Source organism: Mesorhizobium sp. B2-4-15, assembly GCF_006658505.1.
Classification (GTDB): Bacteria; Pseudomonadota; Alphaproteobacteria; order Rhizobiales; family Rhizobiaceae; genus Mesorhizobium.
In genome coordinates, this window is sequence record NZ_VFUZ01000002.1 from 113,489 (window position 1) to 135,802 (window position 22,314).

Annotated in this window: 20 protein-coding genes; 8 read left to right on the top strand and 12 right to left on the bottom strand. The window is 63.1% G+C overall.

Annotation, left to right across the window (positions count from 1 at the left end; translation table 11 throughout):
* Positions 1-158: 158 nt before the first annotated feature.
* From FJ930_RS02865 to FJ930_RS02880, 4 genes are all read right to left on the bottom strand, one after another.
* Complete coding sequence (locus FJ930_RS02865) at positions 159-1,343, bottom strand: mandelate racemase/muconate lactonizing enzyme family protein (protein ID WP_141834586.1); 1,185 nt, start codon at positions 1,341-1,343, stop codon at positions 159-161.
* Between the two features lies 1 nt (position 1,344).
* Positions 1,345-2,451: a mandelate racemase/muconate lactonizing enzyme family protein gene (locus FJ930_RS02870; protein WP_141834589.1), complete on the bottom strand. Its 1,107-nt coding sequence runs from the start codon at positions 2,449-2,451 to the stop codon at positions 1,345-1,347.
* Between the two features lie 34 nt (positions 2,452-2,485).
* Positions 2,486-3,178 (bottom strand): GntR family transcriptional regulator, encoded by a 693-nt coding sequence (locus tag FJ930_RS02875; RefSeq protein WP_141834592.1) that lies wholly within the window; start codon positions 3,176-3,178, stop codon positions 2,486-2,488.
* A gap of 117 nt (positions 3,179-3,295) precedes the next feature.
* Positions 3,296-4,084 (bottom strand): 2OG-Fe(II) oxygenase, encoded by a 789-nt coding sequence (locus FJ930_RS02880; protein WP_141834595.1) that lies wholly within the window; start codon positions 4,082-4,084, stop codon positions 3,296-3,298.
* Between the two features lie 101 nt (positions 4,085-4,185).
* Between FJ930_RS02880 and FJ930_RS02885 the strand changes: the two genes are divergently transcribed.
* Complete coding sequence (locus tag FJ930_RS02885) at positions 4,186-5,094, top strand: LysR substrate-binding domain-containing protein (protein ID WP_141834598.1); 909 nt, start codon at positions 4,186-4,188, stop codon at positions 5,092-5,094.
* A gap of 44 nt (positions 5,095-5,138) precedes the next feature.
* On the opposite strand, the gene FJ930_RS02890 is transcribed toward FJ930_RS02885, so the two are convergent.
* Genes FJ930_RS02890 through FJ930_RS02900 form a run of 3 tightly spaced genes read right to left on the bottom strand, consistent with a single transcriptional unit; the run spans position 5,139 to position 9,727 of the window.
* Positions 5,139-6,293 (bottom strand): efflux RND transporter periplasmic adaptor subunit, encoded by a 1,155-nt coding sequence (locus FJ930_RS02890; protein WP_141834601.1) that lies wholly within the window; start codon positions 6,291-6,293, stop codon positions 5,139-5,141.
* Positions 6,294-6,308: 15 nt separating this feature from the next.
* Positions 6,309-9,485 (bottom strand): multidrug efflux RND transporter permease subunit, encoded by a 3,177-nt coding sequence (locus FJ930_RS02895; RefSeq protein WP_141834604.1) that lies wholly within the window; start codon positions 9,483-9,485, stop codon positions 6,309-6,311.
* Entirely contained in the window at positions 9,479-9,727 is a 249-nt protein-coding gene (locus tag FJ930_RS02900) for a hypothetical protein (protein ID WP_140747519.1), read from the bottom strand. The genes FJ930_RS02895 and FJ930_RS02900 overlap by 7 nt, the downstream gene beginning before the upstream one ends.
* 246 nt (positions 9,728-9,973) lie before the next feature.
* On the opposite strand from FJ930_RS02900, the gene FJ930_RS02905 reads away from it, so the two are divergent.
* Entirely contained in the window at positions 9,974-10,564 is a 591-nt protein-coding gene (locus FJ930_RS02905) for a TetR/AcrR family transcriptional regulator (protein WP_140747516.1), read from the top strand.
* A gap of 303 nt (positions 10,565-10,867) precedes the next feature.
* On the opposite strand, the gene FJ930_RS02910 is transcribed toward FJ930_RS02905, so the two are convergent.
* The 5 genes from FJ930_RS02910 to FJ930_RS02930 form a co-directional block, all read right to left on the bottom strand.
* The gene (locus FJ930_RS02910; RefSeq protein ID WP_141834608.1) at positions 10,868-11,890 is read right to left on the bottom strand and encodes a LacI family DNA-binding transcriptional regulator; all 1,023 of its coding nucleotides are present in this window, start codon (positions 11,888-11,890) and stop codon (positions 10,868-10,870) included.
* 137 nt (positions 11,891-12,027) lie between these two features.
* Positions 12,028-12,819 carry an ATP-binding cassette domain-containing protein gene (locus tag FJ930_RS02915; RefSeq protein ID WP_141834611.1) on the bottom strand — a complete coding sequence of 264 codons (792 nt, stop codon included), beginning with the start codon at positions 12,817-12,819 and terminating at the stop codon, positions 12,028-12,030.
* A 3-nt stretch (positions 12,820-12,822) separates the two neighbouring features.
* Entirely contained in the window at positions 12,823-13,809 is a 987-nt protein-coding gene (locus tag FJ930_RS02920) for an ABC transporter permease (RefSeq protein ID WP_141834614.1), read from the bottom strand.
* A 121-nt stretch (positions 13,810-13,930) separates the two neighbouring features.
* The gene (locus FJ930_RS02925; RefSeq protein WP_140607295.1) at positions 13,931-14,866 is read right to left on the bottom strand and encodes a substrate-binding domain-containing protein; all 936 of its coding nucleotides are present in this window, start codon (positions 14,864-14,866) and stop codon (positions 13,931-13,933) included.
* Between the two features lie 276 nt (positions 14,867-15,142).
* The gene (locus FJ930_RS02930) at positions 15,143-16,300 is read right to left on the bottom strand and encodes a fumarylacetoacetate hydrolase family protein (protein WP_141834617.1); all 1,158 of its coding nucleotides are present in this window, start codon (positions 16,298-16,300) and stop codon (positions 15,143-15,145) included.
* Positions 16,301-16,639: 339 nt separating this feature from the next.
* On the opposite strand from FJ930_RS02930, the gene FJ930_RS02935 reads away from it, so the two are divergent.
* The 6 genes from FJ930_RS02935 (at position 16,640) to FJ930_RS02960 (ending at position 22,173) form a co-directional block, all read left to right on the top strand.
* Entirely contained in the window at positions 16,640-17,524 is an 885-nt protein-coding gene (locus FJ930_RS02935; RefSeq protein WP_141834620.1) for an ABC transporter permease, read from the top strand.
* The gene (locus FJ930_RS02940) at positions 17,521-18,351 is read left to right on the top strand and encodes an ABC transporter permease (protein WP_141834623.1); all 831 of its coding nucleotides are present in this window, start codon (positions 17,521-17,523) and stop codon (positions 18,349-18,351) included. The genes FJ930_RS02935 and FJ930_RS02940 overlap by 4 nt, the downstream gene beginning before the upstream one ends.
* Before the next feature lie 40 nt (positions 18,352-18,391).
* Complete coding sequence (locus FJ930_RS02945) at positions 18,392-19,462, top strand: ABC transporter substrate-binding protein (RefSeq protein WP_141834624.1); 1,071 nt, start codon at positions 18,392-18,394, stop codon at positions 19,460-19,462.
* Positions 19,463-19,695: 233 nt separating this feature from the next.
* Positions 19,696-20,304: a cupin domain-containing protein gene (locus tag FJ930_RS02950; RefSeq protein ID WP_141834628.1), complete on the top strand. Its 609-nt coding sequence runs from the start codon at positions 19,696-19,698 to the stop codon at positions 20,302-20,304.
* Positions 20,294-21,379, top strand: a complete 1,086-nt coding sequence (locus tag FJ930_RS02955; protein ID WP_141834631.1) for an ABC transporter ATP-binding protein — start codon at positions 20,294-20,296, stop codon at positions 21,377-21,379. Before FJ930_RS02950 ends, FJ930_RS02955 begins: the two co-directional genes overlap by 11 nt.
* 191 nt (positions 21,380-21,570) lie before the next feature.
* Complete coding sequence (locus FJ930_RS02960; RefSeq protein WP_141834634.1) at positions 21,571-22,173, top strand: 2'-5' RNA ligase family protein; 603 nt, start codon at positions 21,571-21,573, stop codon at positions 22,171-22,173.
* The last annotated feature ends 141 nt before the right edge of the window (positions 22,174-22,314 follow it).

Below are 22,314 nucleotides of genomic sequence, written 5' to 3' on the forward strand. Positions count from 1 at the left end.
TCGGTCGACGGACTGTAGCATGCGGTTCTGACTGGTCCATCCGCTCCGTAGAGCGGAAAGGTCAGATTTTCTTGATGCATTTTCTGTCGGCCAGGCGACCCGATTGAAGCCGTGGCCGCCTTTTCCTCCGATATGTCCTCCTTGCTTTCAGCGTCCTTCTAGTTCAGGGGCAATCTGCGGTAAGTGCCGGACTTCTCCGGATCGTGATATTTGTTGCATGGTCCGTTCTCGACGAAGTCGCGATGGCAGGCGGCAAGCTTCTCCTGTGACAGCGTGATGCCGAGGCCATGTCCTTCCGGCACCGCCACCAAGTTGTTTTTCGGCGAAAACGGCCCTTCCTCGATGATGTCCATCGGCTGCATGCGAAACAGCGACTGGTTGGGCTCCCTGATCCAGCCGAGCGCGGCGCACAGATGCAGGTAGCAGGCACTGCCGATGCCCGTGTCACCACTATAGCACCAGTAGTCGATGGCCGCGTGCTCGCAGGCGCCGACGAAGCGCAGCATGCGGCCGATGCCGCCATGCGCCGTCGGGGTGCCGACGAAGGCGTCCGGCACCTTCACCTCCATGGCGCGCGGGATGTCGATATTGTGGGTCGAGAACGGGATCGAGCAATGCCGGCGCAGTTCGCGCATCTCCTCGATGGTCGCAACGGGATCCTCCCAGTTGCGCACGCCGAGTTCCTCCAGCGGCCGCGCCAGCCGCCTGGCGGTCGCCAGCGAATAGGCCTGATTGGAATCGATGCGGATCATCGCATCGTCGCCAAGGTTTTCGCGGATCAGCTCGACCATCCTCAGGGAGACTTTCGGGTCTTCGGTCGAGAACTTGCCCTCGAAGAAGGTCGTTCCGTGACGCTCGTGCAGTTCGACGCAATAGTCCGCGACTTCTTCCGGCGTCGTCTCGCCCTTCACATCAGGGCCGTCGCCGCGCAGTGAGAAATAGTCGGTGAAGGGAATGGCCTTGCGCACCGCGCCGCCGAGCAGCTGATAGAGCGGCTGGTTCCACGCCTTGCCGCGCAGGTCCCACAACGCCATCTCGATGGCGCCGAAGGCCATGATGCGGGCGCGGTCGTTGATCGACTGCACGCCGGTCCAGAAGGGCAGGCAGACATGCTCGGCGCCGGCGATGTCGAAAGCGTCGCGGCCGACGAGCCGTTGGGCAAGCACGTCATTGATGATCGCGGCCGCGGCCGGCGTCGGCGCCTCGCCGAGACCGACAAGCCCGTCCTCGGTCTCGACCTCGACGATGGTCGGCGAGAAGCCGTCGAGTTCGCCGAAGACCCAGACGTAAGGGGCTTCCAGCCGATAGTTGATCGGCGTTGCCTTGATGCGCCTGATCTTCATCTCAGCGGCCGATCTCGAAGAAGGGCTTGCCGAGGAGCTCGGGAATGACGTCGATGCCAAGGCCCGGCCCGTCCGGAATGCCCATGCGGCTGCCTGTCACCGGCGGCATGTTCGATGCGGTGCGCACCGTCACCCATTCATGGAAGGCGATGGCATGCAGCCGGCGCTCCTCCGGCGTCGACAGCGACAGGTGCGCCATCGCTGATGTGTCGATCTCGGCGCCGCCAGTGTCCTCGACCGTGATCATGAAGCCGAGGTCGACGGCAACGTCGCGGATCAGTCGGGTCTTGGTGATACCGCCGAGCCGCGAGATCTTCAGCGTCAATCCATCGGCCGCGCCCCGGCGATGGATTTCCAGCATTTCCTCCAGCGAGGTGACGGATTCGTCGAGCACCATCGGCTTGTCGAGCATGCGGCGCACCGCCATGTTCTCGTCGATCGTCGTGCAGGGCTGTTCGAACGTATAGTCGATTGCGCGCGTCGCATCGGCGAACCGGCGGGCCTGGTAGGACGTCCAGCCCGCATTGGCGTCGCAGAAGATGACGGTGCCTTTCGGCACCGAAGCGGCAACGGCCGTGACGCGCTCGACATCTTCATGGACATTGCCGCCGACCTTGACCTGCAGTCGGTGGAAGCCGTCCTTGACGATCCGCTTGGCCAGCGCCGCCATGGCGTCGACGCTGCCGTGCGTGACGACCTTGTAGAGTTCGGCCGTGTCGCTCTCCTTGCCGCCGAGCAGCGTGACCAGCGGCACGTTGGCGGCGCGTGCGGCAAGATCCCAGCAGGCCATGTCGAGCGCCGACTTGATGTAGGGATGGCCCTTGAACACCGTGTCCATCAGGCGGCCGATGCCGGCCAGCCCACGCGGATCTTGCCCGATGAGATGTGGCGCGATTTCCGGCACGCCCGCGCGTGTTCCCGCTGGAAACGCGGCCGAATAGAAATTGCCGAGCGGCGCCATCTCGCCCCAGCCGGTCAAACCGCTGTCGGAGGTGACGGCGACGATCACCGCGTCGAAGGCGTCGGCAACGCGTCCCTTGGACATGCGGTAGGGGCCGTCAACGAAGGGCTGCACGACATGATAGGCTTTGATGTTTTCGATCTGCACTTTGGTGTCCGTTTTCAGCGATGAGGGGCCATGATCAGGAGCCTTTCGACGTGCGCGCTTCGAGGCCGCGCGCATAGGCTAGAAGCTCTTCGAAATCGAGATCGATGTGTTCGCGGGCGTGACGCTGGGCGGCGCGCATGTCATCGCCCTTGAGCAGCCGCACATAGGTCTCATGGACATCCTCGGCCGGTACGGCTTCCTTGCGCGCCTGCTGGTGCAGGGCGAAATACATCTGCAACCGGCTGGTCAGCCGCTGCCATGTCTCCAGGAGCACCGAATTGTCGGCCCATTCGTGGATCAGGCCATGCAACTGCAGCGCGGTTTCGATCTGCCTTGTGGTATCTCGATCGCGCGTCGCCTGCTTCACCGCCTCGTGGCGCCGGTCGAGCTCATCGAAGAAACGCTGGTCGCGCAGCTTCCAGGTCCGTTCGATGGCGAACTCGTCCAGCACCTTGTTGAGTGAATAGGCATCGTCGATGTCCTTGGCGGTGACGTCGATGACGAAGGTGCCGGCGTAGGGAATGCTGGTCAGGATGCCTTCCTGCACCAGTTCGCGCATCGCCTCACGCAACGGCGCGCGGCTGACCCGCATCTGTTCGGAAATCCTGAGCTCGTTGAGCTTCTGGCCGGGTTCTAGCTGGCCGGTCAGGATCGCGCGCCGCAGCAGCGCCACGATTTCGGCGCGGCGCGTCGTATCGGCAATCGGGCTGAACTCCGTCTTCACCATTCGGCCGCTCCAGCGAGAACAGGGATAAGACAATCAGATTGTCGACAATCTAACAAGGCGTCATTTTCGGATTCTTCAATTTTGCCGACAATCCGATCCGCATGTGCCTGGAGCGGCTCAGGCGGCCCGGCCGTAGAAGCCGATCCGTTCCTCGGCACTGAACACCACCCCCGGCTTTTCATAGTAAGAGAACACCGCGATCATGCGTTCGCGTTCGCCTTCGACAGTGGTGACGCGGTGCGCGGTGTTCTTGCCGCGGAAGACATTGAGCGTTCCCGGCTTCATGCGCAGGATCTTGGCCTCGGGATCGTGCCCTTCGAGCAGCTTGGCGACGCCCTCGTAGTTCGGGTCGTCGTCCGATCTGAGATCGGTGCGGTATTCCAGGTCGCCGCCGCGTTGCGCCTGCTGCAGCAGCAGCGTCGTGGTGAATTCGGAGCGGTCGAAATGCCAATTCAGCGCCTCGCCGGCGCGATAGGCCATGACATTGGCGCGGGCCAGCGGATCTTGCATGACATGCAGCCTCTCCTTGCCCATCGTCGCGGCCAGGAACCGCACCAGCGGTTCATACTCGTAGATCGCCATCACCGTGCTGCCGGGTATCTGGTCGGCGCAGACAGTGTGGCTGATGGTTTCGACTTTGCGCAGCGCGGGATGATCGGGCGCGAGTTCGGGGATATCGGGCTTGAAGTAGATGTTGTGCATCCGCTTGTGGACATGAGATTGCGTGTCCATCACCGGCTTGATTTCCCGCACCGCCTGTTCGGCGACGCCGGGCCTCAAGAAACCTTCGAGATTGAACATGCCGTCGGCTTCGAGCGCTGCGATGGACTGCTCTACGAGGCGGTTCCATCCGGCGCTGCCCTCGCGGTCGAGCGGATAACGGTCGAGATCGAGAATGTCTTTCATGTCGTGTGCTCCATCGGTTGAGCACAGAAGACGGCAAAAAATTCTTTCTCTCAACGCCGAAAATTATTAGGAATGGCCAAGAAAAACTTATGGAGGCTGACGTGGACCGCCTGCCGCCGCTGAATGCGATCAGGGCTTTCGAGGTCGCGGCCCGCGCTGGCAGCTTCACTCTGGCCGCGAGTGAGCTTGGCGTTTCCTCGGCGGCGGTCAGCCAGCAGATCCGTAATCTCGAGACCTGGTTCGGCAAGCAATTGTTCGTGCGCACGGGCAATCGCATCACGCTGACCGATGCCGGCCATGCCATCTATCCGCAGACCGCGCGGGCGTTGGGCGACATTGCCGCCATCGGCCAGCGAATGCTGGAAGGCGGCTTGAGAACACGGCTTGTGGTCAGCGTGCCGTTCTCGCTGGCGGAATTGTGGCTTGCGCCGAGACTGGCCGCACTTCTTGAAGCTTTCCCGCACATGGCGATCGACGTGCGGGCGGAAGACGATCCGGTCGACCTGATGCGCCAAGGTGTCGATCTGCGCATCTCCTATGGCGACTACCACTATCCCGGCCTGCGGATGGTCCGCCTTGTCCATGATGATGTGCTGCCGGTCTGCGCTCCAGAGTTCTGGCACCGGCATAGCAATGGCGACACAGGTCTGGTGGATCTGCATGAGAGCCTGTTCATCCACACCAATTGGGGTCCGAACTATGCCTCGCATCCGACCTGGGCGGATTGGTTCGCGGCATCCGGCGGCAACCGCTCGCCAGACCCGTCGCATGGCCGTCGCGTCGGCCTGTCCAGCCTGGCGATCGCGTCGGCGAGGCTCGGCCTCGGCATTGCCCTTGGCCAGCGGGTAATGGCGCAGGCCGATCTGGACGTCGGGCGTCTGATCGCGCTGTCTTCGGTCTCGGTGCGCCTCGGTCATCCCTATTGCGCCTTCATGCCGCCAGCCAAGGCCGACCGCGCCGACGTGGCCGCTCTTGTCGGCCTGCTCGTGAAAACGGCGCCCACGACCTGAGAAAGGGTCGAGGGCGCCGCGCGGAAACCGGGCCTGCGGGGGAGTCAGGTAGCCGGTTTCTGTGGCAGTGGGGAGATCGGCATTCCGGGTCCGATCTTCTGCAGATTGCCCGTGATCACCTGGTCGCCTTCGGCGACACCGCTCAGGATGGAGATCTGGTCGCCGCTGGTCGGTCCGAGCGAAACCAGCCGCTGGTCGACCGTGTTGCCCTTGCCGACGACATAGAGATATTTGCCGAGCTGGCTCGAGCCGAGCGCGACCTGAGGCACCATCAGCGCGTCGGGCTGCTGTTTGACGTGCAGCCGCACGCGCACATATTGGCCCGGCAGCAAGGTGAACTTCGCATTGCCGATGGTGGCGCGGGCCGTGATGGTGCCGGTGGAGTGGTCGACGGTGTTGTCGATGAAGGTCAGCTGACCCTTCTGGCTGGCTTCCGTAGTGCCGGGCAGCAGGACTTCGACTTCGATCGGCCCGGATGCGCGGGCTTCCTCGATCTGCGCCAGGTCCGTCTCGCTCGGATTGAAGGTGACGTAGATCGGGTCGAGCTGCACCAGCGTGTTCAGCACCGTGCCGGCGACGCTGACCAGCGTTCCGACCGAGGCCTGATTACGGCCCAGGCGGCCGGTGAATGGCGCATGGATTTCCGAATAGCTCAGATTGAGCTCGGCCGTGCGCACGGCCGCCTGGTTGAGCGCCAGCGACGCCTGCGCCTCGCGCAAGGTGCTGGTGCGCTGGTCGAAGCTGTCCTTGGCCAGATAGCCGCTCTTGGCCAGTTCGGAGCCGCGGCCGAGATTGGACCGCGCATAATCGAGCGTCGCCGTGTCGCGCTGAACCTGGGCCTTCGCCTGGTCGAGCGCGGCCTGGAAGTCGTCGGGCGAGATCTTGTAGAGCAGATCGCCCTGCCGCACATCGGCGCCGTCTTGCGCCGTCTGTTCTTGCAGATAACCCGGCACTCTGGCCTGCAAGGTGATGCTGCGGATTGGCTCGATGCGGGCGGCGTAGTCGAGATAGATGGGGATCGTCTTCTTCACGACGCTTGCCACCGGCACCGGCATAACGAACGCCGCTGGAGTTGGCGTTGCCGCTCCCGCCGTGGCGCCGCCCAATCTGAGGTTACCCATGTCGAGCAGGTGGACGCTCGCCACGGAGATCGCGCCCAGCGCGACAGCCGTTCCCAACGCGATTTTCCATTTACGCATGATCAGTCTCCAATCTTATTCGGCCGCTTGCGCCAGGGGAGGGAAGGCGTGTTCGGCGGTTGGTTCAGTGTGCGTGGCGGCAGGCTCATCACCGCCACGGCGTTCGCGGAATTGTTCGATGACCGCGTAGAAGACCGGCACGAACACCAGCGACAGGATGGTCGCGGCGACCATGCCGCCAAACACGGTGGTGCCGATCGATTGGCGGCTTGCCGCGCCCGCACCCGTGGCGAACATCAGCGGCAGCACGCCGAGGATGAAGGCGAAGGCGGTCATCAGGATCGGCCGCAACCTGAGCCGCGCGGCTTCCATGGCCGCCTCGACGATGCTCAAGCCTTCCTCGCGCCGCCGTCTTGCGAACTCGACGATCAGGATCGCGTTCTTGGCCGCCAGGCCGATCAGCATGACGAAGCCGATCTGCGAGTAGACGTCGATCTGCATGCCTCGCGCCCAGAGTGCGGCGAACGCGCCGAACAGAGCGAGCGGCACCGCCAGCAGCACCATGAACGGCATCGCCCAGCTCTCATATTGAGCCGCCAGGATCAGGAAGACGAAGACGATAGCTAGCCCGAAGACGACGGACGCGATCGATCCCGCTTTCAGCTCCTGGAAGGTGATGCCGGTCCATTCGAAACCGAAATCCCTCGGCAGCGCGGTGGCGGCCGCCCGTTCCATGGCAGCGACAGCTTGACCGGACGAGAAGCCGGGCGCGGCGCCGCCATTGATCGTGGCCGAGGCGTTGTTGTTGTAATGCGGCACGGTCTCCGGACCCACGAACGGTACCAGCTTGCCCAGCGTGCTGAGCGGCACCATGCCGCCGGAAGCATTGCGCACATAGAGCCGCGAAATGTCGGCCGCACCCGCGCGTGCATCCTTGTCTGCCTGGATAGTCACCCGGAAGGTGCGGCCAAACAGGTTGAAGTCGTTCACGTAGAGCGAGCCGAGATAGATCTGCAGCGTGTTGAAGACGTCGGGCAGGTTGAGGCCGAGCAGCTTCGCCTTGGCTCGATCGAGGTCGTAGTTGAACTGCGGCGTCGAGGTCGAGAAGGGCGAGAACAGTTGCTGCGGATTGATCTCGGGCTGCTTGCGCGCCTCGGCGATCACGGCCTGCGTTGCGTCGTTGAGCGCATTGCTGCCCCGGCCGGTGAGGTCCTCGACGACGAATTCGAAGCCGCCGGTCGTACCGATGCCAGGGATGGACGGCGGATCGAAGGAGAGCGCGAAGGCTTCCGGAATCTGCAGCAGCTTCATCCGCACGTCGGCAACGAGTTTCGAGGCACTCTGGTCGGGGCCGCGCTCCTCCCATGGCTTCAGGATAGCGAATTCGACGGCCGAATTCGACTGGGCGGCACTGGTCAGGAAGTTCAGGCCGCTGATCGAGCCGACAATGTCGACGCCGGGCGTCGCCTGCAGGATGTCGCGTGCCTTCTGCGCCACCGCGTCGGTGCGTTCCAGAGAGGCGCCGTCCGGCAACTGGATGACGACGAAGAAATAGCCCTGGTCCTCGACCGGAAGAAAGGTCGAGGGCAGGCGCTGCCATACGAAATAGGTGGCGACAAGCCCGGCCGCGAACAGGCCGAGCATGATCCAGCGCAGGCGGACGAGGAGGCGCACGCCATGGGCATAGGCATGCGACAGTCTGTCGAAGCCGGTGTTGAACCAGCGGAACAGCACGAACTGCGTGTCATGGCGATGGCGCAGGAAGGCGGCACTAAGCGCCGGGCTCAGCGTCAGCGAATTGAAGGCGGAAATGCCGACCGAAATCGCCACCGTCAATGCGAACTGGTTGTAGAGCCGCCCCGAAACGCCGGGAATGAAGGCGACTGGTATGAACACCGCCATCAGCACGGCGGTGGTGGCGATGATCGGCCCGGTGACTTCGGCCATGGCGGCCTTGGTGGCCGCCAGCGGTCTCAGTCCGGCCTCGAGCTGTCGCTCGACATTCTCCACCACCACGATGGCGTCGTCGACGACAAGGCCGATCGCCAGCACCATGCCGAGCAGGGACAGCATGTTGAGAGAGAAGCCCAGCATCTCCATGACCACAAGCGTCGCCACCAGCGACACCGGAATGGCGATGGTCGGGATGATGGTCGTGCGCCAGCTTTGCAGGAACACGAACACCACCGCGACGACCAGCACCAGCGCTTCGCCGAGCGTGATCAGCACGTCATGCATCGACGCCGAGACGAAGCGCGTCGTGTCGTAGTGCATGGCGTAGGAGACGCCCTTCGGGAACCGGGTCGACAGCTCCTGCATCTTGTCCTTGACGCGCTGCTGAAGGTCGAGCGCGTTGGAACCGGGCATCTGATAGACGGCGAGCACGACGGTCGGGTCCTTGCCGAAGAAGGCCGAGGACGAATATTGCAGCGCGCCGAGCTCGATGCGGGCAACGTCGCGCAGCCGCACCAGCGAGCCGCTGGTCGTGTTGGCGCGCACGACGATGTCGCCGAATTCCTTCGGATCGCTCAGGCGGCCGACGGCGTTGACCTGCATCTCGAAGGCGGTGCCGGCAGGGGCGGGCGACTGGCCGATCTTGCCGGCCGCCACCTGGACATTCTGCTCGGAAATGGCGTTCTGCACGTCGACGGCGGTGATGCCGAGGTTGGCGAGCTTGTCCGGATCGAGCCAGACACGCATCGAATAGCGCCGCTCGCCGAAGATCTGCACGTCGCCGACGCCGGGCAAGCGCTTCAGCGGATCGACAACCTGCAGATAGGCGAGATTCGAAAGCGCCACCGGATCGACGGAATTGTCGGGCGAGGTGAGGTTGACGATCAGCACGAAGTTCGGGTTCTGCTTCTTGATCGTCACGCCGCCCTGGTTGACGATCGCCGGCAGCGACGAAGCCGCCTGCGAGACGCGGTTCTGGACGTCGACGGCGGCGGTGCTCAAGGAATAACCGACATCGAAGGTGATGGTGATGGTCGAGGAGCCGTCATTCGAGCTCGTCGACGACATGTAGGTCATGCCTTGCACGCCGTTGATCTGCTGCTCCAGCGGCGTTGTCACCGTATCGGCCACCACTTGCGCGCTGGCGCCCGGATAATGGGCGCTGACGACGACCTGGGGCGGCGTGATGTCGGGAAACTGCGAGACCGGCAGCAGGAAATAACAAATCGTCCCGGCGAGCACCATGATGATGGCGATCGCGGAGGCGAAGATCGGACGGTGGATGAAGAAATTTACCACGACACACACGCCTCGCCTGCTGCTCTTGCCCTGCCGAATGCGCGGGCAACGGTGGACAGCCGCTGGCGGCGCCCGGTATTGTCCAGCGTGCGGAGTAGCGGTTCGTCCCGGTTCTGCGCATCGGCGAGCGATCGCAGCATCGTTTCGAGGGCGCGCGGGTCGACGCCATCGGCTTTCATGACCAGCCGGATCATCGGATCCCGGACGGCTTCATCTATGGTAAGATCGCGGCGCTGTGACATTGGCCGGCTCCTTGTCTGTCGATTCGCAGCCCATGCTCGCGAACCGTTTTTCATCTCTTCACCGGCCGAGGCCGCATGATTGGCAATCTTTTCGTCTGTCTCGATCTGGTAGGACCAGATCACGACCTTGTTATTGACGGCGGACGATATAGGTGTTACCAGTAAGTAACATTCTGGAAGTTACAGACCGGTAACACCCTAGTCAAGAGGTGGCCGAGGGTTTTTTGGAAACGAAAGGAGATCATGATGACAGACGGCGTCGTGGAGCGCTCTCGTCCCCGGGATCGGATCCTGGAGACGGCACGCGACATGTTCCACAAGCACGGCATCAAAGGCGTCGGCGTCGACGCCATCACTGAAGCTGCCGGCACGAACAAGATGACGCTCTATCGTCACTTCGAATCCAAGGACGATCTCATCGTCGAGTGCCTGCGCGCCAATGCGGCCAAGGCCGGCGCGATGTGGGAAACATTCGAAGCGGAGCATCCGGGCGACAAGCTCGCGCAGCTTCACGCCTGGGTTTCAAAGGCGGCCGCCATGCTCAATACCGACGGCCGCGGCTGCGACATGGCCAACGCCGCCGCTGAGTTGACCGAGCCGGACCATCCGGCAAGGCGCGTGATCAAGGAACTCAAGGAAGCCCAGCGCGAACGCCTGGTCGGACTGTGCCGCGATGCCGGCATCGGCCAGGCCGAGCTTCTCGCCGATACGCTGTCGCTGCTGTTCGAGGGCGCGCGTGTCAGCGTGCAGACCGTCGGCACCGAAGGCCCCAGCACGCAATTCGTGCGCATGGCGGAAGGACTGATCGTTTCCTTCCGGGGCGCTGCGGCCGGCTGAAATTCGTCGCGGCTATCGGTCATTTCCCGATCGCATCGGCGGCGACGCCTGGCGCCTTTGTTGGCCCGGGTGCTACCGCACTTCCCGCCGGCTGGACGAAAAAAGCCCGCTGCCGGGAGGAGGTGGCAGCGGGCTCGATTTCGAATGTGGCGCGGGAGGAGGTGCACCCCATTCAGCGTCGGCATCGCATCTGGGAGGAGTAGATGGCCGACAACCAGAAGCTACGAATTGCCCAATGATTCGGCAACTGTGAATCGTGCATAGCTGCTGTGCAGATTTGCCGTGTCGTATTCGGGTGCGACCTCACTGCACCGGCACGTTTTCCCTAAAAATCAGCCGCGGCTCGATAAATTTCCGGGTCAGATAGGGTGCCGATGACGCAATGGAGCCGAGCAGGCGGATGACCGATTGTTCCGCGATCAGCCTGGCATTCTGGTCGATGACTACGTCGACAAGGTCGTCGACGAGGTAGCCGCGCGTCTCCTTGGTCAGATCGTGGCAGATGAACACCGGCTTGCGATTGGGCCGCGCCTCCCGGATGGCTTTCGCAACACCGGAGCGTCCGGCCCCGACACAATAGATGCCGAGCAGTTCCGGTTCGTCGTGCAGCGCCTTCATCGTCTCGGCGTAGCTGGCATCCGGTTCGTCGTTGATCTCGACGGCACTGCTTATGGTCAGGTTGGGAAACTCCTCGCCAAGCACCGAGCGGAAACCCATTTCGCGCTCTTCATGCCCACGATAGGAGCGCGAGCCGACGACCATCGCCAGCTGACCCTCGCGTCCGCCGAGGAAACGCCCCATCAACAGCGCCGCCGTTCGCCCCGCCACCCGGTTGTCGATGCCGACATAGGCCGAGCGGGGGGCGGCCGGAATATCCGACACCAGCGTCACCAGGCGGATGCCGGCTTCGACAATGTCGCCCAGGATGTTGCGGGTTCGTGGATGGTCGATGGCGATGACACCGACGCCATTAGCCCTCAGCGACAGGTTTTCCACGGCTGTCTGCAATGCGTTCGGCGAGATGCCGGCGAGGTTGTGGATCCGGCAGGACGCGACCAGCGGCAGGCGCGACGCATAGTCCTCGATGTGCCTTGCCAGATCCTGCATGAAGGCGTTGCTGCCGATCGGCAGGAAGAATTCGAGGTTTGCGGGCTTGGAGGGAAGCGTCACCTGATCGGCGACCGGCAAATAGCCAAGCTGCTTGGCGGCCTCCATGACGCGCTGTCTGTTGGCGGCGCTCACTCCGGACCGATTGTTGAGCACCCTGTCGACTGTCGCCGTCGAGAGCCCGCAGTTCCTGGCGATATCGGAGACGGTGGCCTTCATGCCGCAACCCTATGCGCCGACGCGTTGGCGCGCCAGACGGGTGATGTGAGAAGCGATGCGATCTGAGCGACGGATGATTGCCCACCATCATCCGCATTCGCATTCGACGGTTTTCGACAGGACGGCTTCTGCCGTCCTCAGTGCGCCGGTTTGCCGTCGGCGATGGCGTCCCGGATTTCCTTGTCCGACATGCCGATGATGATCCGTTCGACTTCCGCGACACTGGTCTTCTTCGGATCGATGTCGTCGGCGACCACCTTGCCCCGGCGCATGACGACGATGCGGTCGACCACCTGGAAGACATGGTGGATGTTGTGTGCGATGAAGATGCAGGAATGACCGGAATCGCGTGCGTTGCGCACGAAACTCAGCACGCCCTGTGTTTCGGCCACGCCAAGGTTGTTGGTCGGCTCGTCGAGGATGATGAGGTCGCTGTCGAAATGCATGGCGCGCGCGATCGCCACCGCCTGCCGCTCGCCGCCGGAGAGCGAGCCGATCGGCGTGGTCGGCGGGATGTTCTTGGAGATGCCGACCTGCTTGAGCAGGTCGCGGGCGACCGTGTTCATCGCCTCCTGGTCCATGCGGTTGAGGAAGCGCGGCGGCTTGATCGGCTCTCGCCCCAGGAACAGGTTGCGGGCGATGGACAATTGCGTGACCAGTGCGGAATCCTGGTAGATGGTCTCGATGCCGTTGGCGATCGCGTCGCTGGTGCTGCGCAAGTTCACCTTCTTGCCGCGGATGAAGATGTCGCCGCTGGTCAGCGGCACGGCGCCGGACAGCACCTTGATCAGCGTCGATTTGCCGGCGCCGTTGTCGCCGAGCAGGCCGACGATCTCTCGTTCGTTGACGTGGAAATTGGCATCCACCAGCGCCTGCACGCGGCCGTAGGACTTACGGATGTTCTGCATGCGGATGAGCGGCTCAGCCATGGTTCAAGTCCCCGCCTGATGCCGGCGTTCCAGCCATGAATGAAGCGCCATCATGCCAAGGATGATCGCGCCGATGAAGATGTTGTAGGCAAGGCCAGGCACGCCGATCAGCACGATGCCGTTGCGCATCACGCGCAGGATCAGGATGCCGAGCACGGTGCCGATGATGGTGCCGCGCCCGCCGGTCAGCGCCGTGCCGCCAATGACCACCATGGCGATCACCTCGAGTTCGTAGCCGGTGCCGCTGTTGGGGTTGGCGGCGGACGTGCGCAGCGAGGAGATGACGCCGGCAAGCGAGGCCATGACCGACGACAGGATGAACAGGCCGATCTTGACGCGGTTGACATTGACGCCGCGAGCGCGCGCCGCGTTGGGATTGCCGCCCGCCGCCTGGATCCAGTTGCCGGTCCGGCTTTGCGTCAGCACATAGCCAAGCGCGATCGCCGCGGCGATGAACCAGAACAGCGACATGTAGATGCGGAACGGGCCGATGAAGAAGTCGCCGACCAGCGCTTCCGCCAGCCAGCTGCCCTCGGCGCTCCAGGTCCGCTGCGGAAAGCCGTCGGTGATGAAAAGGGCGCTGCCGCGCACCACCAAAAGCATGCCGAGCGTCACCAGGAAGGACGGGATCTTGAGCTGCGTGACGAACCAGCCATTGACCAGGCCGATGAGGGCGGCGACCACCAGCGCGACGACGAAGCCCATCTCCAGCGAGGTGACGCCGCCATTGAACAGCGTCCACATCAGCACCGGCGAGAAGCCGAACAGGGACCCGACGGACAGGTCGAATTCGCCTGAGGTCATCAGCAATGTCATCGCCAGCGCGATCAGGCCGAGTTCGACGGTGAAGGCCAGCGTGTTGGAGATGTTCTGCGGCGACAGGAAATCGGGATTGATGCTCCAGAAAACGGCGATTTCGACGACCAGTAGAACGAGGGGTCCGAATTCCGGCCGCGCGATCAGGCGTTGGATGAGCGAATGATTTTCCACAGGCAACCCGCGACATGTTTGGAAGGTGCCGCGATTCCCACCGCAGGTGGGACAACTCGCGGCGCAGGGAAGATTCCTGACGCTGCGCCTCAAGAAGAGCGCGGCGCCAGGGATCGCGGGTTTATTTGCCGGACAGGATCTTGTCGTAGACCCCGGCGGTGTCTTTTTCATAGAGCGCGCCGGTGATGACGTTGAAGCCTGGAGGAATGCCGCTGGCGGCCATGTTGGCCAGCGACAGCGCGACATAGCTGGTCGCCTGCGGGTCTTGCCACTGGCCGGCATTGACGTAGCCGTTCAGCACTTCCTGGGTGGTGTCGAGCGAATTGCCCCAGCCCACGACCGGGATTTCGCCGGGCTTGATGCCGACCTGGTCGAACACCCGCTTGATCGAGCCGGTGACGAGGTCGCCGAGGCCGATGATGGCCTTCACCTTGCCCTTGTGGGCGGTGAGGTAATCGACCATGCGGTTGATCACTTCGGCCTGGTCGAGCGTCGCCTCGGTCACTTCATAGGTGACGCCGAGCGGGCCGAAGACGCTCTTGATGCCTTCCTCTTCCTGTACGCCATAGGTGGCGCCGGGGATCTCGACCGGCATCCAGACGAAGTCGCCCTTCTTCACCAGCCCTTTGTCGACCAGGTACTGCGCCCAATGCTTGCCGAAGGTGACGTTGTCGCCGCCGACATAGGCATTGAAGTTGGCCTTGGGATCGGGCGTGTTGAAGTTGATGATCGGGATGTTGGCCGTGCGGGCTTCCTTGACGATTTCGACGAGGCTGCCCGGATCGGGGCTGGTGGTGACGATGCCGTCGGCCTTGGCTGAGATCGCGGCGCGAACCGCTTCCTGCTGGGAGGCGACGTCGCCATTGTGGAACGAGGTGTTGACGGTGTTGCCGGTATCCTTGGCCCATTGCTTGGCGCCGGCAAGGAAGTAGGTCCAGACCGGATCGGCCGGGCCGCCATGTGAAATCCAGTAGAACGTCTTGGCCTGCGCGGCTGCCGGTAGAACCGTCAGCGCGACCAGCAGGCCGTAGAGCACAAGTCTTAGTCTCGTCAGCATTTGATTTCCTCCCGGTTGAAGATGATCTGTCCCTTGTTCCGGCTTCAGCCGGATTGCGTCTTTTGCCAGCGCCGCTCGGATGCCCAAGAGCATTCCCTTTTTCGACGGATGGCAAGCCTCCATCTGCAGATGTAGTTGGCGGCTGACCGGGCGCCATCAACGGACCCATCAGATTGCATCAGTTGGGGGTGATTTTCCGGGTGCGTTGTATGCTCGGCCTAGCGCTCGGCCGAGCGGGCTGTCCTGACCGCGTTCGGCGCCCCGGTTGCTCCAGCGCTAGAGCAGGCCGGCCTTGGCGAGGTCGCGCATCAGATGGCTGGCGCCATAAGTCCAATGCGGGCAATCGGGCGACAGCCGCACCCGGTTGACAAGCGCGCCGAATTTTTCCGACGAGATGGTGACGATGTCGCCGACCTTGTGGGTAAAGCCCTTGCCCTTTTCGCCGCGATCCTTCGAGGGCACGAACATGGTGCCGAGATAAAGCGCCAGCCCATCCGGATATTGGTGATGCGGACCCATGGCGGCGGCGACCAGTTCTTCGGGCGAGCGACTGATCTCGGCCATCGAGCTTGCGCCTTCCAGCGAGAATCCATCCTCGCCCTCGACCTTCAGGCGCACGACGGCGCGCCTCACGTCATCGATCGAGAATGCGTCGTCGAACAGGCGGATGAAAGGACCGAGGGAAGCCGACGCATTGTTGTCCTTGGCCTTGCCGAGCAGCAGCGCCGAACGCCCCTCGACGTCCCGCAGATTGACATCGTTGCCGATGGTGGCGCCGACGATCCTGCCGCTGCTGGCCGCGACCATGGCGATCTCCGGCTCCGGATTGTTCCAGGTCGATACCGGATGGAGGCCGACATCGGCGCCGAAGCCGACCGAGGCCATCGGCTGGCACTTGGTGAAGATTTCCGCATCCGGGCCGATGCCCACTTCCAGATATTGCGACCAGGCGCCGCGCGAAATCAGCTTGGCCTTGATCTCCATCGCTTCGGGCGAACCGGGCTTGAGCTTCGAAAGGTCATGGCCGATCAGCCCGGCAATGTCGGCGCGGATGGCGTCGGCCTTTTCCGCCGAGCCGCGCGCCTGCTCCTCGATCACCCGTTCGAGCAGGCTGACGACAAAAGTCACGCCCGATGCCTTGATGGCCTGCAGGTCGACCGGGGACAGGAGGTATGGTTTTGCCGGATCACGCGTGGCCTCGAAACTGTTGGCGGCGATATCGTCGAGCGAGCCGATCGGCTTGCCCTTGGCCGAACGGACGTGGCTTGCTGGTTCGGCCATCTCGCAGACGTCACGCACCGTCGGTGCCGCGCTCGACGTGATGTCGAAGACGGTGCCATCCCGCACCGTGACCACCAGAGGATGCGAGGCATCGCTGCTCCTGGCGCGGCCGACAAAAAGGCCCTCAATAGGCAGATGCGTCGGGTTCGTCATGGGTGCGGTCCTCTGATCATCGAAATGCGGCTTGCCGGGTCGGCGCGGCACTTTCCCCGGATTCCGCTCAAAGGTCTATCCCGTTCGATGGCGATTCAGACAGCTGTCTCGTCCATGAAATTCCGGCTTTCCGACAAGTGGTCTGTGGCGGTCACCTGTCAAAATCCGACTGGTTCTTTTCAAGAGTATGAAACCTCTGGGTATTTCACGTGGCCCGTTCAAACCCTGTCGAATTGGTTTCAGTGGATGCTAGTCACAAATCGCCTTCGGGATTTCGCTTGACAGTTTCACAAATATGAAAAACTCTTCGGCAATTTCAAACTTTGGGTGAGCCGGTCGATGTCGACCCTAGTTGCGGCACGGGTGTCCGAGGCCCGGTCTTCGTCAGGCTTCCGGTTCGCCATGCTGCTGCCGGGCGCGCTTGTCACTTTCCTGCTGATTCTGTTTGCGCTTGGCCTCGTGCTTTTCCTTGCCTTCCGCGGCAATGACGGTTCGCTGCTGGGCAGCGGCTTCGGCCTGGCGAATTTCGTCACGGTGGTTTCGGATCCGCTCTACTGGACGGTGACGCTGCGCTCGCTGGTCATCGCCGCGCTGGTCACCCTGGCCACGGTGGTCACCGCCTACCCCGTTGCCTATTACCTTGCGTTCTACGCCGGGCCGCGGCGTGGCCTGCTCCTGTTCCTGGTGACACTGCCGTTCTGGACCAGCTACCTGCTGCGCGTCTTCGCCTGGAAGATCGTGCTCGCCTATAACGGCGTCCTGAACTCGGCGCTGATCGAAAGCGGTATCTGGTCCCAGCCGACATTGGCGTTTCTCAATACGCCGGCCGCTGTCGTCGTCACGCTTGCCCACGCTTATGCGCCTTTCGCCATCCTGCCGATCTATGTGGCGCTGGAGACCATTCCGAAATCGCTGATCGAGGCCGCTTCTGACCTTGGCGCGCGGCCGTTCACGTCCTTTCGCCGGGTCGTGCTGCCGAACTCGATGCCGGGCGTCCTGGCCGCGGCCCTCGTGGTCTTCGTGCCGACGGTCGGCGACTATGTCACCCCGGCCATGGTCGGTGGACCGGCCAGCACAATGATCGGCACGCTGATCCAGTCGCAGTTCGGCAAGGCCAATGACTGGCCGTTCGGCGCGGCGCTGTCGGTCTGCGTCATGCTGGTCATCCTGGTCGTGGTGCTGGTCGCACGCGGCGCCGACCGCAGGTTTGGCAGCCGCACATGAGAGTGGAACGCCTCGGCACGCAACGAAATGGCCGCTGGCTTGGTCTCTATGTGCTCGCCTACCTGGTGTTTCTCTATCTCCCCGTCCTGCTGATCCCGCTGTTTTCCTTCAACGATTCCATCCAGGCGGCGTTTCCGCTGCAGGGCTTCACACTGCAGTGGTACGCGACGCTGTATGGCAATTCCGCCCTGTCCGGCGCGCTCCTGAACAGTCTCCTTATCGGCGCCATCGCGGCCTTCGGCGCCACGCTGTGCGGCATCACCATATCCTATATGGACCTCTACGGCCGCTCGCCATTGGCCGCCACCATCAGCGCCATCGCACGGCTGCCGATCCTCATTCCCGGCGTCATCGTCGGCATATCGCTGCTGATCCTGGTCAACCTCGTCGGCCTGGGACCGTCGCGTGTCGCCATCGTGCTCGGCCATATACTGGTGGCGCTGCCGACCACGGTGGTCGTCATGCGCAGCCGCTTCGCCGCCATCCCCAAGACCGTCCGCGAGGCGGCGCTCGACCTTGGCGCCTCCGACTGGACGACGTTCCGGCGCGTCATGCTGCCGCTCAGCCTGCCCGCCGTGCTGTCGGCCTTCATGCTCGCTTTCCTGATCTCCTTCGACGAATTCATCGTCGTCTTTTTCCTTGCCGGCACCGAGCCGACACTGCCGCTCTATATCTGGAGCCAGCTGCGCTTCCCACGATCTCTGCCGACCGTCATGGCGCTTGGGACGATGATCCTGGCCGTGTCCTTCATCATCGCCGGCACCGCCGAGATTTTGCGCCATCGCGGGCTTGGCGCGGCGCGCCGAACACCCGCCAATCCAGCCTGATCACAACACGCCAACCACAACAAGGAAGAGGAGAACGAAAATGGCATTCCACCTGAAATCGATAGCCGGACACAAGGCCCGGGCCGGCCTTGCCGCACTGGCGCTCGCACTGTCGTCGACCGTGGCGCTGGCCGCCGAGAAGCTGCAGTACTTCACCTGGTCGGGGTATGAGCTGCCCGACTTCAACAAGAGCTTCCTTGCCGCCCATCCCGATGGCGTCGAGGCCTCCATCTTCGGTGACGATGACGATGCCTTCACCAAGGTCAAGGCAGGTTTCCGCCCCGACATCGCGCATCCCTGCTACGACAAGGTGGCCCGCTGGAACAAGGAAGGCTTGCTGCAGCCGATCGATACCAAGCGCATCAGGAACTGGGATTCGATCTTCCCCGTGTTCAAGAACCTGCCCGATTTGCAGGCGGGCGACGGCAAGGTCTGGATGGTGCCGTGGGACTGGGGCAACACCTCGATCCTCTACCGCACCGATCTGGTGAAGAACCCCGAAGCGAGCTGGAAACTTCTGTGGGACAAGCAATATGCCGGCCGCATGGCGACCATAGACGCCGTGCATGACACGCCGATCGTGGCGGCACTGCTCGCCGGCGTGAACCCCTTCGACATGACCCCGGAGCAGATGGACAAGGTCGCGGCAAAGCTGCGCGAACAGCGCCCGCTGCTGTCGAGCTACACCACCGACATGACGTCGGTCGAGCAGGCGCTGGCCAGTGGCCAGCTGGTCGCCGCCATGACCTGGAACGCGTCGGCCACCTCGCTGAAGAAGCAGGGCGTGCCGGTCGAGTTCATGAAGCCGAAGGAAGGTATGCTGACCTGGGCCTGCGGTTTCGTCATGCTCAAGGACGCCAAGAACGTCGATCTCGCCTACGACTTCATTAACAGCCGGCTGGACGCCGAGTCGGGCAAGTTCCTGATCCAGTCCTACGGCTATGGCAGCTCGCTCAGCACCGCCTTCGCCGGCGTACCGAAGGAGGAACTGGAAAAGCTGCAACTGCCGTCTGATCCGGAAGTCATGCTGAAGAGCACGATCTTCACCGGACCGATGAAGCAGAATGACGATGTCGCCAAGATGTTCGAAAAGGTGAAGGCCGGTGGGTGACGCTGGCCAGCCTTGTTGGAGGCGATTGGATTACTGAAGCTTGCGCCGCCCCTCATCCGCCTGCCGGCACCTTCTCCCCGTAATAGAGACGGGGAGAAGGGGACTGGCCGCAACGTCGGCGACCCCCTCTTCCCCGTTTTTTACGGGGAGAGGGTAAGGGTGAGGGGCAGCGCAAACGTGCGAACGACAACGCTGCGTTGCTCGATAGGGACGCGGCAAACGAGGACCGATGCATGGACATGCTGGACGAACAGGCCGAGAAGCCCAAAGACGATGCCGACGTTCGCGTCGGTCGGCGCGTGCGGGCGTTGCGGCTCGAGCGCCGCCTTTCGCTGGCGGAGCTTGCCGCCAGGGCGGGCGTGTCGATCGGCGCGCTCAGCCAGATCGAGCGCGGCATGTCTTCGCTGCGCGTCAAGGTCATCTGGCCGCTCGCCGCGGCTCTGGACATCGAGCCGTCGGCGCTGATCGCTGACGGCGACGATGCCGTCAACGATCTCTACTGCGTGCGTGCAAACAGCCGCCGCGCCATCCCGGTGAAGTCGGAGGGCATCGCCAAGGCGCTGCTGTCGCCGCCGGGCGCGACGCTGACCGGCATGCTGGTAACGGTGGAAGCCGGCGGCGGCACCGCGGAAGCCTATGCGCATGCAGGCCATGAGTTTGGCTACGTGCTCGCAGGGGAGGTCGAACTGGTGGTGGATTCGACAAAATATGTGCTGAAGACCGGCGACAGTTTTGCCTTCAAGAGCACGCTGTTGCACGCTTTCCGAAATCCCGGCGGCGAGCAATGCCGGATCCTCTGGGTCAACACCACGAAGCCGTCCGAGGTTCGCGATGGCGCCTGATCCCCTTGTTCGACTGCAGGCGGTCTCGAAGATTTTTCCCGGCGGTATCGTCGGGCTCGATGCTGTCGATCTCGACATCATCAGTGGCGAACTCATCACGCTGCTCGGGCCGTCCGGGTGCGGCAAGACCACCAGTCTGCGTGTCATCGCCGGCTTCGAAAGCCCGTCGAGCGGCACGGTGCTGCTCGACGGCCGTGACATCACGGCGCTTCGGCCTTACGACCGGCCGGTCAACACCGTGTTCCAGGACTACGCACTGTTTCCCCACATGAACGTCGCCGAAAATGTCGGCTTCGGCCTGTCGCTGCGCAGATTGTCCGGAGCCGAACAGGCAAAGCGCGTCGGTGAAGCCCTCGATATGGTCGGCCTCGCCGACAAGCTTCGCGCCCGCGTTTCCGAACTGTCGGGCGGCCAGCGGCAGCGTGTGGCGCTGGCCCGCGCCATCGTCTGCGAGCCGCGCGTGCTCTTGCTCGACGAACCGCTTTCGGCGCTGGACGCGCATCTGCGCGAACAGATGCAGGTCGAGTTGAAGCGGCTGCAGTCACGGCTTGGCACCACCTTCGTCATGGTCACCCATGACCAGACCGAAGCGCTGTCGATCTCCGACCGCATCGTTGTCATGAACAAGGGCCGCATCGAACAGATCGCGCCGCCGGCGGTACTGTACGACCGGCCCGCCACGACGTTTGTGGCGAGCTTTATCGGCACCATGAATCTCCTGCAGTCGCATTTCGTCGGCCGCGACGGTGATCGCCTGCGTTTTACCGCCGGCGCCCTGGCGCTGGAGGCAACTTCTGAAACTGGCAAGTCACCCGGGCAAGGCGAGGTGCGGACCATCGGCGTGCGCCCGGAGGACTTGCTGGCAACGACCGAGGCCGCGCCGGGCACGGCGCCGGCGCGCGTCAACAGCGTCGTCTTTCACGGCCGCACGCTGCGGCTGCATGCCGAACTCGAGAAAGGCGCGCCTGTTGTCATCGATGCGCCGCGCCAGGCCGAGGGTTTCCAGTTCAGCGTCGGCGACGTGGCGCATATCAGCCTGCGCCGTGGCGCCAACTGCCCTATGCTGCCCGGCTGACCTGCCCCATCGGCGGCCACAAGCAGTCGGACAACGGCCGCGAAGACGCCGACCGGCGATCCCTGATGTCCTCAAGGTCAAGGGCATCATCTGCTACGGTTTCTGCCATTCACGCTTGACTCAAAGGTCTGTTCCTGTTTTGTTCTATATGCCAGAGCAAAACGGGAGCGTTCCTTGGCGAGCGTACGCGTATGTACCAAGGCGAGTTCGATTTCGGAATTCCAGAGCCGCCATGGCGGCCTAAGCGGCCGGAGCGCGTCTTCTACGGCTTGTTTTTGCAGCAGAAGGACTATTCGCGGTTTGCGGATTGTCAAAGCCAGCTGTGCGGCCAATGTGAGATAACCGGCTCACGTTTGCTGTATCACCGGTTTCACGTCAGCCTGCAACATGTCGGTGATTACAAAAGGCTGCCAGAGAAAATCATCTTCGCAGCGGCCCGATCGGGGCGGCGCATCGCGATGTCTGAGTTTGATGTCACCTTCCGTCATTTCAGGAGCTTTCCCGGTCGCCCGGCGACGAGGGGCCGCCCGGCCAAGCATCCTTTCGTGCTTCTCGCCGATGACGGACCGGTTTGTGAATTGAGCAGGAAGCTCGGCGCAGAAATGTTGCGCGAAGGCCTCAAAGCTTCAGGCGGTTTGGTTCCACATTTGACGCTGGCCTATGACCAGAAACTTATTCCGCAACAGCCTATCGGCCCAATCAGCTTTGCCGCCCGGCAGTTCGTTCTTGTGCACAGCTTGCGCGGACTGAAGAAGTACGTTTTCCCGGAATGTTGGCCGCTCAGGGCGATGTGATGCGCCGATCGCTCACCCTCAAACCGTCGTCACAGAGCCGGGCTATATCTATCGTCCTGACACAGCTTGTCAGCTGTCGTGCGGACAAAGGTGGCGGACCAGCAAGCGCTTCCCTACTTCGAGTGCGTCTGAACAGGAGGA